The 16,525-nt window shown below is 48.2% G+C and carries 14 protein-coding genes, 1 tRNA gene and 1 pseudogene; 8 read left to right on the top strand and 8 right to left on the bottom strand.

Features of this window, described 5'->3' with window-relative positions:
* Positions 1–97 precede the first annotated feature (97 nt).
* On the top strand, positions 98–484 hold the full coding sequence (locus ACEPSU_RS11675; RefSeq protein ID WP_395361561.1) for a helix-turn-helix domain-containing protein: 387 nt from the start codon (positions 98–100) through the stop codon (positions 482–484).
* 507 nt (positions 485–991) lie between these two features.
* Here the strand turns inward: ACEPSU_RS11675 and ACEPSU_RS11670 are convergent.
* Together ACEPSU_RS11670 and ACEPSU_RS11665 are read right to left on the bottom strand one after the other, a co-directional pair.
* Positions 992–1,468 carry a C40 family peptidase gene (locus ACEPSU_RS11670; protein WP_020089129.1) on the bottom strand — a complete coding sequence of 159 codons (477 nt, stop codon included), beginning with the start codon at positions 1,466–1,468 and terminating at the stop codon, positions 992–994.
* Between the two features lie 158 nt (positions 1,469–1,626).
* A complete protein-coding gene (locus tag ACEPSU_RS11665; protein WP_395321810.1) occupies positions 1,627–2,583 on the bottom strand; it encodes a linear amide C-N hydrolase in 957 nt (318 codons plus the stop codon).
* 236 nt (positions 2,584–2,819) lie between these two features.
* Between ACEPSU_RS11665 and ACEPSU_RS11660 the strand changes: the two genes are divergently transcribed.
* Positions 2,820–3,464 (top strand): LVIS_2131 family protein, encoded by a 645-nt coding sequence (locus tag ACEPSU_RS11660; protein WP_260340041.1) that lies wholly within the window; start codon positions 2,820–2,822, stop codon positions 3,462–3,464.
* A gap of 113 nt (positions 3,465–3,577) precedes the next feature.
* On the opposite strand, the gene ACEPSU_RS11655 is transcribed toward ACEPSU_RS11660, so the two are convergent.
* The 3 genes from ACEPSU_RS11655 to ACEPSU_RS11645 all read right to left on the bottom strand — a co-directional run bounded on the left by ACEPSU_RS11655 (position 3,578) and on the right by ACEPSU_RS11645 (position 5,897).
* Complete coding sequence (locus tag ACEPSU_RS11655; RefSeq protein WP_395321808.1) at positions 3,578–4,150, bottom strand: M15 family metallopeptidase; 573 nt, start codon at positions 4,148–4,150, stop codon at positions 3,578–3,580.
* A gap of 609 nt (positions 4,151–4,759) precedes the next feature.
* Positions 4,760–5,410, bottom strand: coding sequence for an NAD(P)H-hydrate epimerase (locus tag ACEPSU_RS11650; RefSeq protein ID WP_191988611.1), 651 nt, complete (start codon positions 5,408–5,410; stop codon positions 4,760–4,762).
* Between the two features lie 34 nt (positions 5,411–5,444).
* On the bottom strand, positions 5,445–5,897 hold the full coding sequence (locus ACEPSU_RS11645) for a MarR family winged helix-turn-helix transcriptional regulator (RefSeq protein WP_020089135.1): 453 nt from the start codon (positions 5,895–5,897) through the stop codon (positions 5,445–5,447).
* A 136-nt stretch (positions 5,898–6,033) separates the two neighbouring features.
* Between ACEPSU_RS11645 and ACEPSU_RS11640 the strand changes: the two genes are divergently transcribed.
* Complete coding sequence (locus tag ACEPSU_RS11640; RefSeq protein ID WP_020089136.1) at positions 6,034–6,360, top strand: hypothetical protein; 327 nt, start codon at positions 6,034–6,036, stop codon at positions 6,358–6,360.
* Positions 6,361–6,406: 46 nt separating this feature from the next.
* A tRNA-Arg gene (locus tag ACEPSU_RS11635) sits at positions 6,407–6,478 on the top strand.
* A gap of 114 nt (positions 6,479–6,592) precedes the next feature.
* Here ACEPSU_RS11635 and ACEPSU_RS11630 read toward each other — a convergent pair.
* Positions 6,593–7,720 (bottom strand): GGDEF domain-containing protein, encoded by a 1,128-nt coding sequence (locus ACEPSU_RS11630; RefSeq protein ID WP_395361559.1) that lies wholly within the window; start codon positions 7,718–7,720, stop codon positions 6,593–6,595.
* A 256-nt stretch (positions 7,721–7,976) separates the two neighbouring features.
* The gene (locus ACEPSU_RS11625) at positions 7,977–8,246 is read right to left on the bottom strand and encodes a type II toxin-antitoxin system HicB family antitoxin (RefSeq protein ID WP_395321804.1); all 270 of its coding nucleotides are present in this window, start codon (positions 8,244–8,246) and stop codon (positions 7,977–7,979) included.
* A 444-nt stretch (positions 8,247–8,690) separates the two neighbouring features.
* Between ACEPSU_RS11625 and brnQ the strand changes: the two are divergent.
* Positions 8,691–10,064: pseudogene (gene brnQ, locus ACEPSU_RS11620) on the top strand (branched-chain amino acid transport system II carrier protein).
* A gap of 186 nt (positions 10,065–10,250) precedes the next feature.
* Here the strand turns inward: brnQ and ACEPSU_RS11615 are convergent.
* Complete coding sequence (locus tag ACEPSU_RS11615) at positions 10,251–11,174, bottom strand: exonuclease domain-containing protein (RefSeq protein ID WP_395321802.1); 924 nt, start codon at positions 11,172–11,174, stop codon at positions 10,251–10,253.
* A 478-nt stretch (positions 11,175–11,652) separates the two neighbouring features.
* Between ACEPSU_RS11615 and ACEPSU_RS11610 the strand changes: the two genes are divergently transcribed.
* From ACEPSU_RS11610 to brxC, 3 genes are read left to right on the top strand one after another with little or no spacing between them, the layout of a single operon-like run.
* Entirely contained in the window at positions 11,653–12,246 is a 594-nt protein-coding gene (locus tag ACEPSU_RS11610; RefSeq protein ID WP_020089141.1) for a DUF1819 family protein, read from the top strand.
* Position 12,247: 1 nt separating this feature from the next.
* Complete coding sequence (locus ACEPSU_RS11605; protein ID WP_395321800.1) at positions 12,248–12,826, top strand: DUF1788 domain-containing protein; 579 nt, start codon at positions 12,248–12,250, stop codon at positions 12,824–12,826.
* A 12-nt stretch (positions 12,827–12,838) separates the two neighbouring features.
* Complete coding sequence (gene brxC / locus ACEPSU_RS11600; protein ID WP_395321798.1) at positions 12,839–16,498, top strand: BREX system P-loop protein BrxC; 3,660 nt, start codon at positions 12,839–12,841, stop codon at positions 16,496–16,498.
* The last annotated feature ends 27 nt before the right edge of the window (positions 16,499–16,525 follow it).

Below are 16,525 nucleotides of genomic sequence, written 5' to 3'. Positions count from 1 at the left end.
TTCGCAACCTATTGTGCAACCATGGCGGGCGCAACTAGCCCGGGCAAAGTGCGTGATGTTCGACTTTGTTCGCTAGGAAGCCCGGGACACATCGGGTATGATAAATTTAATCAAAGGGGATGAGAGCATGGAGAATGTGTTTAGTCAGCAGTTGGTAAAATTGCGGCGTCGGCAGAATTTGTCACAGGAACAACTCGCTCACGAGCTATTTGTGTCGCGGCAGTCGATTTCAAAGTGGGAGCAGGGTGAGACGTCACCGGATTTGGACACGGTTGTGAAGCTTGCCAATCTCTTACAGGTGGATCTGAATGAACTGGTCGGGGGCCAAGCAGCAGAGGCTAAAGAACAGTCTTACAAGGCAGTCAAGACTTTGCCAGAGGGACAACGACCGATGAATGGCTGGGAGTTCCTTTCGAAGAATTGGTGGATGATTTTTCCGCTACTGGTTGCGCTCAGCTGGGTTGTTGGGATGTTTCAACATTAATTTGATTGTCAGACTGATTAAGTTAAAATGTAAATAATTGTGAAGCGGTCGCCTCATCTTCGTCGTGAGGCGACCGCTTTATGTGACTACAAATTCTGATAGGCCGGTAACGAGGGCTTTGCAGGGCGCACTTAACTGAAAAGGTAGAAGTTTGTGGGATTCAATATTTGAAATGGGGGATAACAATTTTAGCCGGAGGAGGCCAGGGACGGAGCCGGCCGTGAAAGTGGTGTTAACTGGTGTTTTGGGCCAGTTTACAGCACGGGCAGTTTTTAAGACACGGTTTTTTCGTGGCTTCAAATTGAGTCGGAAGCCCGTTTCTCAGGCTGAAGCGTCCCCACAGCAGGTGGAATCCCTGGCAGCCGTAGTGCGAATATTAACTTAGTCTAGTGGCGATAGTGCATGCCAATTCGTCTACATCAAAGCCTTAGTGCAAAACAAAAACCCTCGCTGCGACGTAACAGCGGGGGTTAGAATTCATTTCATTTATGAAGGTTAGACGAGATGTTACTTAACGTTTGCGACCCGTGCGTAACCAACGGCGTGCCACCAAGGTGCGTGGACGGCTTCAGTAACGACCCCACGGTTCTGGGAATCGATCATCCGACCATGACCAACGTACATACCAACGTGGGAGATAGAACGCTTAGACCCACCGAAGAAGACCAAGTCACCCTTCTTGATGTGCTTGTAGCTAACGTGCTTGTACTTGTTGTATTGTGCTTGAGCGGTACGAGGGATCTTCTTAGAAGCACCCTTCTTGTAAACGTAACCGGTAAAGCCAGAGCAGTCAAAACGGGAAGGACCAGTAGAACCCCAACCGTAAGGCTTACCTAATTGGGCCTTTGCGACCTTATGTAACTTGCTGTAGGAAACCGTCTTAGCAGCGGATGCACTGACGGGTTGGTTAACGGCGATGCCGGCAACCGTGAAAGCCACCATAGCGATTAATGATAATACAATTTTAGTCAACGTCTTCTTCATAAATGTAAACAAACTCCTTTAATTTCAATTATTTTTTAGTATTAAATGTTCTTTCGTTCGATTCAACATGATTAATACTATCAGGGAGTTGTTACAGAAATGTCTCAAACGAATATCAATCGGATTAAAGGTGAGATTGTCGTTTGCAACATTCCGAATTATTCAGGGGCATATGCATGTGGATAATGCCGGTGGGCCGCCATTTCCGGCGTTAATGTCATTTGTTGCAAACGGCCAGATTTTCGTGAAATAAAATTGTAAGTTGCCGTGGAAATATCGATGATAGCCCGGTAATGGGTGTAATTATGGTTCAATTCGGCACGTTGACTAGGGTCGTAGGGGAGGCTAACTTCGGCTAACCAGTGGAAGATTTGATGCAAACTGGCAGCTGTCGTAGTCATCGGCCGAGTGCCCCAACGCCGCAATGCCATGTGAATGAAGCGGGTTGTAGGGATGGTTCCGGTGGGTAGCGGTGCGCCACTCTGAAGATAGTCGCGTGCGGCTGTGACTGTTCGGCCCGTGAACTCTGACCCGGGGATTTTCAGAAAATCATTCAAGTTCTGCAAATGCGTGGCTAGAATTGGAGTGTTCGTCAGGACGCCAACTGGATTTAACTGAGCTTTCAGCGGACCACCGGTAGGTTCAATTACCAAGGTCTGCCCGCTACGGTCACTGAGAATCCAGTGAAAGGGGTAGACGTAGGGGTCATTCCCCCAACGACGGGCCACCAGCGTGACTTGAGGAAGATCGGCCACAACCTCGGCCAACGTCGCGTGTTCGCCTAGAACCCAGTTGATAAAGTCCTGGGGTGTGAGGTTAATGCTGTCGGCAACGGGATCACTGGCATAGCTGACGACGCCGGGTAGGTAGAGTTCGGCGCAGGTGATGCCGCCCTCGTTGATGCCATCTGCCATGAGATAGGTTGAAAAGTCCGCGGCTGGCCGGCCCCCACCGAGAAAGGCATAGCGGGTCGTTCGTGGGGTGTGGAGCGCGGTTTGCCAGTGATAGTTGCGGGGTAAGAAGACGGGCCGCCAGGACGTGGTCGTAGGAAAGTCCATGGTGCGGGCGAAGAAGTGGTGTTCAGCGGCTGACGTATAGGTTAGACTAGTACACACGAGATAGTCCTCCTCATATAAAAGAATTAATTTTAGTATAGCTTAGGTCTGAGGAGAGTTAAACCCGCGCACGATGAAAATGGCGGCAACAATCCGTGAGTTGGTGGTGGTGTGCCGCAGCGTTAACGTCAGAATTTTCAGGAAGTAGCGCTTGTATTCCCGGCGTGAATCTCGTAAGCTAATAGAGAACAGAAATACCCGTAAGAGGTTTGTTTCTTGGAAGGGAATTGGGAACTATGAAATCAGCATGGAACTTAGTGGGGATGGGCCTATGGTTGGTCGTCCTCGTGACACTCGTGTGGATGGTCCACGACATGCGGGTCCGGCGCATTCGGTTGATCGTGAAGGAACACCGCAGCTTTTCGTGGCAGAACTTGACGCTCTCAACGATTGAGTTGGTGGTGTGGCTACTGTTCTTTGGTGGGATGAGTTACACGACCTTCTTCCAAAACGTGAATCAGTTAGGGAGCAATCGGATCAGTCAAACGACTCGCTATGAACCACTGGTCATCAATACGGGCGCGTCGTCCGGATCAGCTTACTATGTTGAAGTCGACAACAGTGATGGCAAGAAGCCTGTGCAACACTATACGTACTTGACTGAAGGCGAGAAGTACCAGGTCAGCAGCACGGACGCCACCGTTTCGGATGGCAAGAAACCCATCAACTTGCCGGCTTCGGCCTATAAGTGGGATGAAAAAAAGGTCGCCAAGTATGACCAGCGCCATCAAAAGGCGTGGGTCGGCGTCATCGAAACCACCTATAAGAAGTCATTCGTCAACGGTCTCGGGTTACACGCCGGTCGACTGGCGAACCGCTTCACGTTGATTCGGATTCCGGATCATTCCTTTATGTTGAAGGATTCGGGTTACACCAATTAATTGAGAAGTTTATAAGGGGTTCTGAGCGGATGCTGGGGGCCTCTTTTTTAGGTAAAATCTCGTAAATTAAAAAATGGAACCGACTCGCTCAGCAAGTCAGTTCCATTTTTAATTTATGCGTGTTCAGCAATTTGAAAATCGTTAGGGTCGGCCGTTGCTGGTGGATAATCATCCATTTGGGTGTCGCGGTAGTCCCACCACTCGTTCTCGTAGCCGAAGAATCCGGCTGACTGCATGGCTTCATCGAGAATTTGGTAATGTTTTTCCTGAAGCGGTGTCCGCGTAAAGTCCCGGTGAGCGGCCACTGAGAAGTCGTCGAATTCCGTCTGCATTTCTAATTCCCTGCCAGCGGCGTCACACAGCGTGACATCGAAGGTAACGCCCTTTTGGTGGGAGAAGTTCGGGTTGGGTTTGGCGACGAACGAGGGATCGGGGTAGACATCGTAGAGCCGTTCTTGTGCGGAGACGGGGCGGTAGGCATCCCAGACTTTCAGCCGATAGCCCTGTGACCGTAGTAGTTCGCTCGCTTTGGCTAACTTCTTCGCGGTTCCCGTTCGGGCGATGGCAGTGGCAAAATCGTAAATAACTTGATGCGTAAAATTATCCGTGGTGGCGTAGCGCAGGTCGACAATAATGCTGGGGTCCAGCGCTTGGACGTTGGTGAAGCCAGTTTCTAGTTGTGACATGTGGGGCACCTCCCAATTATAGTTAGTGCTAGTATACCGGGTTTGTGGGGAGAAAGCTTGTGAAGTGGCTTGAGGGGGTGGGGATGGTTTGGGCCTTTTTCTAATTATGTGGCGGAAACGTTGTCTATGGGGCAGCTGAGTGAGGTTAAGCATAAATTATGGATGGGGCTAAGCCTTGGATTCTTTTTTTGGTTTGGGGCGCTCTTTGACTTTTATATAGCCGAAACGTGCTCCACAAAGCAGGTCCCTGCGTTTAACTCCATTAAGCCCAAAAGCCAGGCCCGGGCTTTTGACTTAATGACGTTAATGCTCAGGACCTAATCGCTTTGTTCCGCACTCTTTTCTGAAATGTGCTCCACAAGGCAGACTCCTGCGCTTAACCCCAATAAGGAAAAAGCCAAGCCCGGGCTTTTATCCTTATTGACGTTAATGCTCAGAGTCTGACCGCCTTGTTCCGCACTCTTTTTACAAAAAACGACCAGAGCCTCAGGAGGGGTTCTGGTCGCAGTCAAGAAACACGAAAGTCACTCTAGCTTTCGCGCCTTTTAGTTTACGCTTTGATGGGGCGCGGGTTGTAGCGAGATGGTATGGTTGGTTCGGTCACCACGCTTAACGGGCGTGCTCGAGATGATCTTGCGCGTAGATACCGATGTCGGCTACGTGGACGGTCCCGCTGTGTTGCTTGCCAGTGATCGTCAGAAGACCAATCTTGTTGTAGGCCATGGTGGTCGTGCTGTCGGCAACGACCGCAACACCCATGACCTCACCGGTGTCGGCGTTGATGCCGGATGGGACGTCGATGGCAACTGTCTTCGCGTCGGCCGCGTTAATCGCGTTAATGGCATCGGCGAATTTACCGGTGATGTCCCGCGATAGACCCACACCGAAGATGGCATCGACAATCAGTGTGGCGTTGACCACGTGATTGAGGTCGGTCGTGAACGGAATGTGATAGTAGTTGGCAATCTTAAGTTGTTGCGTCGTCTGCGGGGTGGCCTTAGCTGGATCGCCCAACAGGTAGACTTCAACGTCGATGCCGCGAATGTGCAGCAACCGGGCGACGGCAATCCCATCGCCACCGTTGTTGCCGGTCGCAGCCACGACCACGACACGGCTCAAATCAAAATCATCATTTAACAGGTTATTAAACGTTGCCAAGGCGGCGCGCTCCATGAGAACTAATGCGGGAATACCGATCTCGTTGATGGTATGCGCGTCATAACGTTGGGCTTCGGCAATGGTAATGGCTTTACTCATCATGAATCCCTCCTTAGGTGGGGAAAAACAAGGTTAATTATGAATGTTCCGTTTGCTGATCCTGCAGGACGCTGCTAGAAAGTAATTGTAGTTGGGCGGTGATACTGGCGTAGTCGAAGTCGGCATCGGTCGGCGTGGCTTGTTGCCACCAATCGTGGAGGACCTCAATGGCTTGTTTTACCAAACGTTTACCGTCGGTGGTTAACTTCAAACGGCGGTTACGACGATCACGGGGATCCGTTTCCTTTTGCAATAGGGACAGCTTAACCAGGTGCTGTACCATCCGCGCCATGAGACCTTCATCTACGGCCATCGTCCAGGCAGCTTTCCGCTGGTTCAGGTGGCTGGTCTCAGAGACCAGCACTAACAAATAAAATTCAGTGATGTTTACCGGCATTTCATCGGCTTCAAGAATCTGATTCATTGCCCGCTGAAATTGCCGGTGGAGAATGGCCAGGTTCGTAGTAAAGTCTAGTATCGAGTCTTCCATGAGCCACCTCCTAGGTAGTCAGAATGTTTGCATACCCCTAGTTTACACCAGATTTGAATAGAGGATAACATTCGCACTCGTTTCTTTGTCAGGAAGTGCTAGAATAGCAGTAAAACTAATTATGGGAGGCATTCCAATGTTTATTCAGATACCAACCGATATGGACGAGGTGCAGTTGCGCCAGTTACAATTAAAACAGCACGGTGAAGACAAGACCGAGGATGAAATTATTAATCAAGCCGTCTTGGACATTTTTCAGGGATTCCTAGACCAAGTGGAGGACGGTCACTATGACACTGCCAGTTGGCAGGGTGAAACACTGATCGTGACGGATATCGATGGCGTACAAACGGCTACGGTAACCGCGCAAGGAGCCAGCTTCGGTGCTGACTTCCGGGAGAGTGCCGAAAAGCTCGAATTACATTTGGAACAAGAGGCGGTTCGAGCATCGGGGGCGCGCTAAATTATTTGGTGTTATAACTAGTTTTGGACTACACTAAGGATGTTAAGCGTCCTTAGTGTAATGGATAGCACGAGAGATTTCGGTCCTTTCGATCGGGGTTCGACTCCCCGGGGACGCATCGTATCAATCAGATTGTGTGAGACGCTATGATTACGTGGCGTCTTTTCTTTTTTCTAAAATACAGGTAGGTCCGTAAAATCGGGACCTACCTGTATTTAGCATAAAAAGTTATTTATTGAAATTCTTGGGTTTCACCCTCAACGGTAATTCGGTCACGACCAGCCTCCTTTGCGAGGTAGAGGTAGTGATCGACCCGTTTGAACCAGCTGTTGAAGTCGGCATCATCCGGTTGTAAGGCGGAGATACCAATGGAGACAGTCACGACGAGTTGTTGGCCGTTGATCTTTACCGGATGTTGTTGGAGCGTATCGCGAATCGATGTGACGATACGCTGGGCATCTGTGGGGGCGGTATCTTTAAAGATGATGACAAACTCCTCGCCACCGTAACGGAAGATTTCACCGTTATTCGTTTGCTGGGCCAATTCTTCGTTGAAGTGGTGGGCTACGTGCTTGAGTACGGCATCACCAGTCAAGTGGCCATATTTATCGTTGAATTGTTTGAAGTGGTCGATGTCGAACATCGCCATGGTAATCGGTGTCGTGGGGTGCTGCCGGTAAACGCCGAAGACCCCAACTGTGGTCGTATCAAAGTTGGCGCGGTTGCGCACACCCGTCAGTTCATCGTAGTTAGCTTCTTGATCTAACCGTGCAAAGTGACTGATGACGCGATTAACCCGCGTGACGAAGAACCGAATGATCCACATGTAAATGATAAAGACCACGAGGACGTTGACCGTGTAGATGAGATGAAATGGTCGTACGGACCAGATGACCATGCACCAGGCGAAGCCATATAGGAGTTGTAAGAGTAAGAAACGCCACTCAGAGTCCAACGCCAGTGCCTGATGATGGCTGATGTAAAGGATGACACTAATCAAAATGACTAATGCGATGGCGGAGACCCACCAGTATTGGAGGCTGGCGCCGATGTAGAGGGCCTGACCATAGAAGAATAGTGGCATGATCAGGTTGACCAGAGCTACCGCGAAGTTTTGCATTGAATAGAGACTGAATAACAGAATCATTAACTGCGCAATGGCGTAGCCCCAGCTTAAGACGTTGCCATTATTTAGGACCCAGAAGGTTTGTCGGAGAATGATGACGCTGGCAATGACGATGGCGGCCTCAATTAAATCTAGAATGATGGTAGCGGTCCGTGACAGCCGGGCTATCCGCTGTGCGAGAAAGTAAGTCATGACCATCATAATGGCGATAAGGCCAACGGTGATCAGGGCCATAATAATTGACTTTATATCAAAGATGTCGTGAAGAAAATTTTCAAAGAGGTACACTGTTTCACCCGCTTATATTACGATTCTAAAGTACACAGATAAGCATACCATAAATGGGGGTAACGGTTTCACTGATTAATAAATAAATTCATAAAATGGCGGGGACAATGTTGATGGGGTGTGGGGACAGTGAGTGGGGATGGGGCTGGAATTAGCGATTTGGAGAAGCCCGGCGATTATTGCGATTCAATGGTGGACCGTTTTATTCGCGAGCAATCTTTAGGTCAACTGTAAGGAGGATGACCAGTTGCTGTGGCGTATGGGCAATGCTACCCGGGTCTGAAGGTTGGGGCAATCTTTCACGGTTTTCCTCAGCTGTGAGCAAGTAACCTGTGAGTGCGTCGTTTGCCATGTGTAGGGCGTTGGGCATATCTTTGCCAAATGTGGCAGCGTGGGGTGCCAAGTCGGGAAAAGTAACTTCTACTTGCCCGTTTGAATTTTGTGAAAAGAGTGCAGCATATCGGTATTTCATGAGTGAGCCCTCCAATTATAGATACCTTATGTAACTGGACTGAGCTTACCACGTCTAAAGGCAATCCGTTAGGTTTAAGTTCTCTCATCTTTTTTTAATTTACCCATTGATTTCTAATGATTGGCAGTCTATAATACACAACAATACTTATAAAACGTTGAAGAAAGTAGTAACGAATCCGTTGGTGCCTAGGGAGTCACGTGAAGTGGAAAGTGACCGCCACGCGTTCGTGAAGGTTAATTCTGAGTTCGGCAGTTGCTAAGGCTGTCGTGGTCGCCACCATTACCTGGCTAGCGGATGTTTGTCCGCGATGAGTGTGGTGGGTGACTGCCGCAAAAAGGTGGTACCGTTCTACTTGTAGAGCCCTTTTCCCGTATGGGAGAGGGCTCTTTTTCGCGTTTACGGGTAAAAAATTAAGTTCAGGAGGAATTGAAGATGGAAGAAATTAACGCAACACCACGGAAAAATTTGGGGCAATTGTTAGTCGTCAGTTCGTTGATCTTTGGGATGTTCTTTGGTTCTGGGAACTTGATTTTTCCCGTTCACTTGGGTCAGATGGCTGGATCGAATTGGTTTTTAGCGGCGTTGGGCTTTGCGATTTCCGGGTCGCTGTTCCCGTTGCTGGCAATTCTCGCCGTTGTTGTGACCAAGAGCGACGGTCTACTCGACTTCGCGCGACCATTGGGACGGCACTTTGCGGCTATTTTCCTCGTACTGGTTCACTTGACGATTGGGCCGTTTTTCGCTACGCCGCGGACGGCCGCTACGGCGTATCAAATGGCGGTGGCACCCTTTATTCCCAAGCATTTTTCGACACTGGGCATGTTGCTCTTTACCGGTTTATTCTTTGCGGTGACCTACCTGGCTGCGACCCATCAGAACAGTTTATTGAAGATTGTGGGTAAGTACCTGAACGCCGGTTTTCTAACGTTATTGGCCATCGTCTTCCTAGTGGCTTTTATCAAACCAATGGGTAACCTCAGTCAGACGCCGACCGCTACCTACCAGGCAAATGCCACGATTGGTGGGTTGCTGGAAGGCTACAATACATTGGACGCCGTCGCTTTGTTGGCGCTGAGTGTCACGCTGATTCATGCCATTCGTGGCCTGGGTTACCGGGGCCGGGCGTTGACGAAACTGACGGCCAAGGCTGGACTAATCAGCATCTCGCTAGAAGTCTTGATTTACTTTGGATTGGTCATGTTGGGCGCATTGAGCATGAATCAGTTTAAACTTTCCGCAAATGGGGGGATCGCGCTTTCTCAAATCGTGGGGCATTACTTTAGCAGCGTGGGAACGCTGTTGCTGGGGGCTCTGGTCACGTTGGGCGTGTTGACGACTGCCATCGGTTTAGTTTGTTCGTTTGCCCAGGATTTCCACAAGTTATTCCCAAAGGTCAGCTACCGGGCCTGATTACGAACGACGACGATCCTGTCCTTCCTGGTGGCCAACGCGGGCCTCGACACCATCATTTCCTGGTCGTTACCCGTTCTGATGCTGATGTACCCGTTGGCCTTGGCGCTGATTCTGTTGTCACTGACTGTTTCGCAACGACCTTACGCTGGTACCGTCTACAAGGTCACGATTGCATTCACCATCTTACCGGCAATCTTGGATATGTTGGCCAATACACCGGCCACCATCTCTGGTTTGGCGCCCATCCAACGCCTGCTGACGCTGTATCACACGGCAGTTCCGTTTGCGAGTCTGGGCCTGGGGTGGTTGGCACCAACGCTGATTGGCTTCACCATCGGGATCATCTGGGGCCGTTTGCGCTGGGGCGGCCAACGCGGGACGCTGCCTGAGAGCAATCGTTAAAATGTGGGATAAGGGGCGGTTAGCCGGTGAGCGTTAAGGCTGATGACCGAATAGTCCTGGTTTTGGATGGTTTAGTTATCAGGTTTAAACGGAACTGACTGCCTTTTGGCACATGTCTCTACCATATAAGATTGGATAACAACAGAGCCTGGAATTTGCCGCCAGACTCTGTTTTAGTGACTAAATTTATTGGGCGATGGCTTTGAGAAAATCGGATTCGCCGATGATGGTGATGACCGGAAAGATGCGGTTAAGCTCCTCAGCCTTGCGAATCTTGGGTGATTTGCCGTCATTGCCAACAACCTGTGGATTGGTGTGGCCGACTACAAGAAAATTGGTCGTTGCCGTCAAGGTGTGTTGTGGGGTGCCGCCGACTGCGGTGATTTTTTGAAAGGCAGTAGCACGCGTCATGAGCTGCAAGTTACCAGTGAGTACCACGTTGCGTTGGTAGAAGAGTGCGGCGGGCGTGAATTTTTCAAAAGTTGCCGTTTTTACATCGTGCGAGATATCCATCAGGTCGAGTACGCTGGTCTTTTGAAATTTTTTCTGTTCTAGTTGTGAGGAGACTCCCAGCTGATGAAAGCCGGCCGCGTTGAGGAGACTGTTGAGCGTGGGGACTTCGAGTTGCGCAACCAGGGACGCGATAATGTGGCCGCAGGTTTGCGCGTCGCTGAGGGCGTGATGTTCGTGGGCGCTGTGGATGCCGAAGTAGGCGGCCATGTCGGCCAGACGGTGATGGGGATAGGCGATGAGTTGTTGGCAGACAATATAACTATCGAAGTATTTAAAAGGAAGCTGCGGCTGGCCGTGTTTCGCTAACGTTTGGCGTAACGCCGAGATGTCAAAATTAGTGTGGGAGACGATCAGTTGATGATCGAGCCAGCGGTGGAGGAGTGGCAACAGATCGCTAAAGGTCGGTGCGGTGGCGACTAGGTTGGCGTCGATTCCATGAATGGCGGTGTTACGGTCGGCAAACGGTTCGTGTGGGTTGATGAGGCTGTAGAAACTATTGGTCAGCTCACCGCGTTTGAATTGGGCGATCCCGATGGCACAGATTGAGGCGCGCGAGGCGTTCGCCGTTTCGACATCGATTGCAACGTAGTCTTCCATAGTTGTGAGGCTCCTTTGATTGGCCAGCAAATGTAACCCACAGTTAGCAGATTCGGACTGGACATTTTCTCCATCATACGGTATAAAGTTAAGAAATACTAGACAATTCACTATGGCCTTATTGGGTAATATGGTTGCCCGATTAGGAGGTGTGGGACGGTAGTGGATTTGGAAGTGCTGGTGGGGCGTGATGGACGACAGGGTGTGTTATTTTAAATCATTTTCCGAAGAAATTGTTTGCCTTTTTGACGTCTAATTAAAATTAATGCGACAAATTTCGTTATTTTTACATTAGTAGTAAGTGTAGGTCCTTTTTGAACTCACCGGCGATTGCTATACTTATCAATAAGTGAATTTATAATAGATTGGAGCAACGGTCGGCTAATTCTACTGAAAGTCTCGCGCTGACTGCGATTATCTTATATACTTAGAACGTGATAAGGACAAGCATTCCGATGATAGAAAGCTGGTATAAATAATGGCACAATACAGTGCTTCAATGATTACGCATTCGTTCTGGTTTAACGAATTTTCCCAGTACCTAGAACTTCGTGAGCAAGGCATCAGTGATGATGATATTCGCGAGATGAGCGTTGATGAGAACTACTTTCAACAACAATCTAAGGCACGGTCTTTGGACATGGTGCGGGTCGTTAAACAACGTGTGGATACATTGGATGATGATTATTTTGATCTTTTTCCATCATTGGATATGGCCAATCAGAAACTGGTTAATCTCGTCGCTAGTGTGAAGTGTAACCAGCTATTTGACGACTTCATGTATGAGGTCTACCGGAGTGAATTGCTCCTGGGGGATGCTAAGTTACATAGTTATGAAGTAGAAGCTTTTTTTAATCAGAAGCAAGTTGATAGTCTGCAAATTGCAGCTTGGACAGAGCAGACTGTTCGGCGCTTGTCTGGGACGTTTAAGACTTTTCTCCGTGAGGCTGATTTACTCGAGGACCAGGGGGACTATGACTTGGTAAAACGACCGTTGTTGGATACACGATTAGAATTTTTATTGCAAACAAAGGGAGCTACTCGGCAACTGGCAGCTCTTTTGGGGAGATAGTATGACAAATACGACAGAAAAATTGAAGCATTTACGTGAAAAGGTTGCGGATCCCGATTTTCAGCAAAGTCGGGGACTATCCAATGAAGTTTCCTACTATATTTTAGCTTTTGCACCACAGGATCAGCCATTGGTAACCGAAGAGATTCACAGCATGGAACAGCAATTGAATCGGGAAACGATTGGCATGGACATTGTTGAGTTTAATTTATACAACATCATGTGGGAATTGTTAGATGATATGGGCATTCGCGAAGATGTCATAGCGATGGAAGCGTCTGATGGGATTGATTATCTAACAGAGCAATTGAATAACGCGCTGGAAATGACAAGTTCTGATAATCTGTTCGTTCAATACATGCAGCGACACTTACCTAAGGATCCGGTGATTGTGTTTGTCACTGGAATTGGCGAAATCTTCCCATTAATCCGCGCACACAAGGTGCTTAACACCATGCATCAGATCGTAAATAGCGTCCCGGTAGTCTTCTTTTATCCCGGGACGTATGATAGTTTAAGTCTCAGTATGTTTGGTGAGTCCAAAGAGGATAACTACTACCGAGCATTCCAGATCAATTAGGGGAGAGCCGCAATGAAAATTAAAGATATTTTTGCCAAATCGATTGACCGAGATATTAAAGGGGTCATTACGATTGGCGATGAGCAAGATGCAAACGTTAAACAGGAATTAGAAGAATACGTGGTGACCAAGGAACTGGATAACCACTTCAAGGACTTCTTCGCGGCCTATGCGGAGGGCATTCACCACGATACGACTAATATGGGTGTCTGGATCTCCGGGTTCTTTGGATCTGGGAAATCTCATTTCTTAAAAATTCTAGCTTATTTATTGGAAAACCGAGAAGTTGCTGGGAAGAAGGCCCTCGATTACTTCGTTGATGATCAGAAGATTCACGATCAAGGAACCTTAGCTGACATGAAGTTGGCGACCACGGTGCCGAACGAGGTCATGCTGTTCAACATTGATTCCAAGGCCAAGAATGGTAATAAGTCGCAAAAGGATGCCATCCTTAATGTTTTCCTCCAGGTTTTTAACGAACAGTTGGGCTTGTTTGGCGCTGACTTTTGGATTGCTGATTTGGAACGTGATCTGATTGCACAAGGAAAATATGACGAATTTCAAGCGAAATTTCAGGAATTGGATCGGCAACATCGCGAGTGGAAGGACGCACGTAATGCCTATGCCTTCTTGAAGGGAACCATTCGTGATACGTTGGTTGGTATTGGCTTTATGTCGACGGATGATGCCAATGGTTTTATCGACCAACTGAAGAAGGAATATCCGGTTAGCGTGGAGAGCTTTGCCAAATTAGTCAATCAATACATTGAAAAGCAAGAGCCTAACTATCACATGGTTTTTCTAGTAGATGAAGTTGGACAATACATCGGATCTAGTCAACAGCGGATGCTTAATCTGCAGAGTATTGTTGAAGATCTAGGGACTTACACGCACGGTAAGGCGTGGGTCATTGTCACCAGTCAACAGGCGATTGATAAGGTGACCACCAACATTAATGGTCAAGATTTCTCCAAGATTCAGGGCCGGTTCAAGACGCGGATTGCTATGTCTTCGGCAAACGTTGATGAGGTGATTCAAAAGCGACTGCTTGCAAAGACGGACAGTAGCGAGCGGTTGTTGGAAGCCACCTTTGGAGACAATCAGCACGTCATTAATAACTTAATCAGCTTTGATGGCAAAGAAGAACGGAAGCGTTACGACAACGCGAAGATGTTTGCTGATCTTTATCCGTTTGTCCCTTACCAAATCTTCCTACTGCAAGATACATTGACGGCGATTCGGGAGAATGGGTCTGATGGAAAGCATTTGGCCAACGGTGAACGATCAATGCTGGCTGTGTTCCAGGAATCGGCACGACGTTTAGAGAATCGCGATACAAAAGCTTTAGTTCCATTTAGCATTTTCTTCCAGGGACTGAGTCACTTCTTGGATCATACCCATATGATTGTGATTCAGCGGGCACAGAACAATGAATTGATCAATCCAACGGGGGAAGATAATCCCTTCGCTGTTCAGGTTCTGGAAACTTTGTTCATGGTAAAGTACGTTCAAGACTTTGACGCCACTTTGAATAATTTGGTGACGCTGATGATTGATTCGATCGATACGGACCGGATTGAATTGGAAACCAAGGTTAAACAAGCCTTGCAGGTACTGCAAGAACAAAATATTGTTGAAAAGACCAGTAAGGGCTATGAGTTCTTAACCGATGCGGAACAGGACATCAGTAAGCAGATTCAACGGCAAAACGTGGATTCTGGAGATATCTCGCAGGCGATTGGGGAGTACCTCTTCAGCAGTGCTGCAATTTCAAAGCGCTACACCTATCCAAAGCTGAAGCAGCAGTATACCTTCGTCTTTAATCAGTGGGTGGATGATCGTCCAGTTGGTCAGACTAATCAAGATATTAACCTGAAGATTTCTACAGTTGAAAATGTAGATAATCATGAGGATATCGAATTACGACGGCAATCGAGTTCGCCAGAACAGCCGCAGATTATTATCGATCTGCCACAGGAACGACAATATGCCGATGACCAGCAGCAAGTATTGCGGATTCAGAAGTTCATTTTAAATCCCCAGGAGCAGTCGCAGGATGCCCGTTCACAACGAATCGTGGACTTAAAGAAGACAGAGTTATCTTCGTTGAAGGCTACTGTGGCTCAGGAACTCTTGGAGGTGCTCCAACGCGCGGACATTTACGTGCAAGGTGAGCGAATTGACGCTGGGACAAAGGATTTCTTTGCCCGGTTAGCACAGGCGCAGGAGCAGTTGATTAACGAAATCTATCGTAACTTAGACTACATTAGTGTGGTTAAGCAAGAAAGTGACGTTGTCGCGCTCTTCAAAGACACCAATGAATTAGTCAAGACCGATGAAAATGCGCGGGCCGTTCAAGCCGTCTTGGAACGGATTAACCGCGAGTATTCGGGCCATAATAAGATCTCCTACAAGTCCATTTTAGAACGATTCAGTAAAGTGCCTTATGGATATCGTGAGATTGATACCAAATGGTTAGTTGCAAGACTTTTCGCTGATGCTAAGCTAAAAGTTTATGTGAACGGTGAAGCACTCAGTCTACGTGCAGAATCGTCGGCCAACGAGTTGGCCAAATACTTCCTTAAGCGGCAGTATATTGATGCTGTTCAAGTGGAACCACGCCAAGCGATTAGCGAACAGAAGAAGAAAGATCTACGAAAGGTGGCAAAGGAGGTCTTTGGCAAGGAGTCGTTTAGCGATGCCGAGGATGACACTTTGATGCACGAGTTGCAGGATGCGGTGACTCATGAACGTGATGCTGTGGCAGTTTATGCCAATAAGGATGGATTCTATCCAGGTCACGATGTTTTGCAAGACGGAATTGATCTGATGAACAAATTGTTGGTACAGCATGATACCGATAAGTTCTATGATCTGATTAGCCAAAGACGAGAAGACCTGCTGTACTGGCATGACGAGATGGAAGACGATGGTATCAATGAATTCTATCACAGTGCAACGCAACAGAAAATTTGGCAGGATGCGCATTTCCAACAGAATGTTTTCGCGCATTCCAAAGAATTTGTCACTAGTCCACAGGTCAAAGACTTGATTGCGCAAATTGATAAGATTATGCGTCAACGGCCACAGGGTAAAACTAAAAAGCTTAACGACTTGGTAGAAGCCTTTCGGACAGCATTTAGTACCGAATTCGATGCAGGCTTGGGTGACACTCAGAGTAAAATTGAGGATGAACAGGCTGCCACGGAGAGTTATGCGGAGGAGCACCAGCTAACGCGTGAATTTGAAAGCAGGATTAAGCAAGACTTTATGCACCTGTTGGAAAACGCACGGGATGCGACCACTTTAAATGAACTCTTTGTCGTGCCACAACAAGCGCAGAAACGTCGGGAAGCGTTGACCAAGGAAATGGATCGGTTGTTGGCTAAGCGGGCAGAAGAAGAGGCCGAACGGTTACGTCGTGAAAGAGAAGACCGTGGCAAAGATTCGGATGATGGTGACGGAATAGTTGACCAACATTCGGATGCGGAAGTAAGTCCAGATCCAATTGTTCAGGTAGTGACACCGAAGACTGTCAGCGCCAAGACCTTGCCGATGGATCAGACCTGGCGCTTGAGTAACTCTCAGGACGTTGACGTCAAGGTTGAGCAACTGAGAACAATCCTCAAACAGCAGCTGAAGGATAATGACAAAATTGATTTTGAACTGTAGTCAAGATTTGAGATGGAGTGAAGGAAA

Source organism: Levilactobacillus parabrevis (genome assembly GCF_044051715.1).
Classification (GTDB): Bacteria; Bacillota; Bacilli; order Lactobacillales; family Lactobacillaceae; genus Levilactobacillus; species Levilactobacillus parabrevis.
The sequence above is the reverse complement of the archived record's forward strand: the minus strand, read 5'-3'. Positions and strand labels throughout refer to the sequence as shown.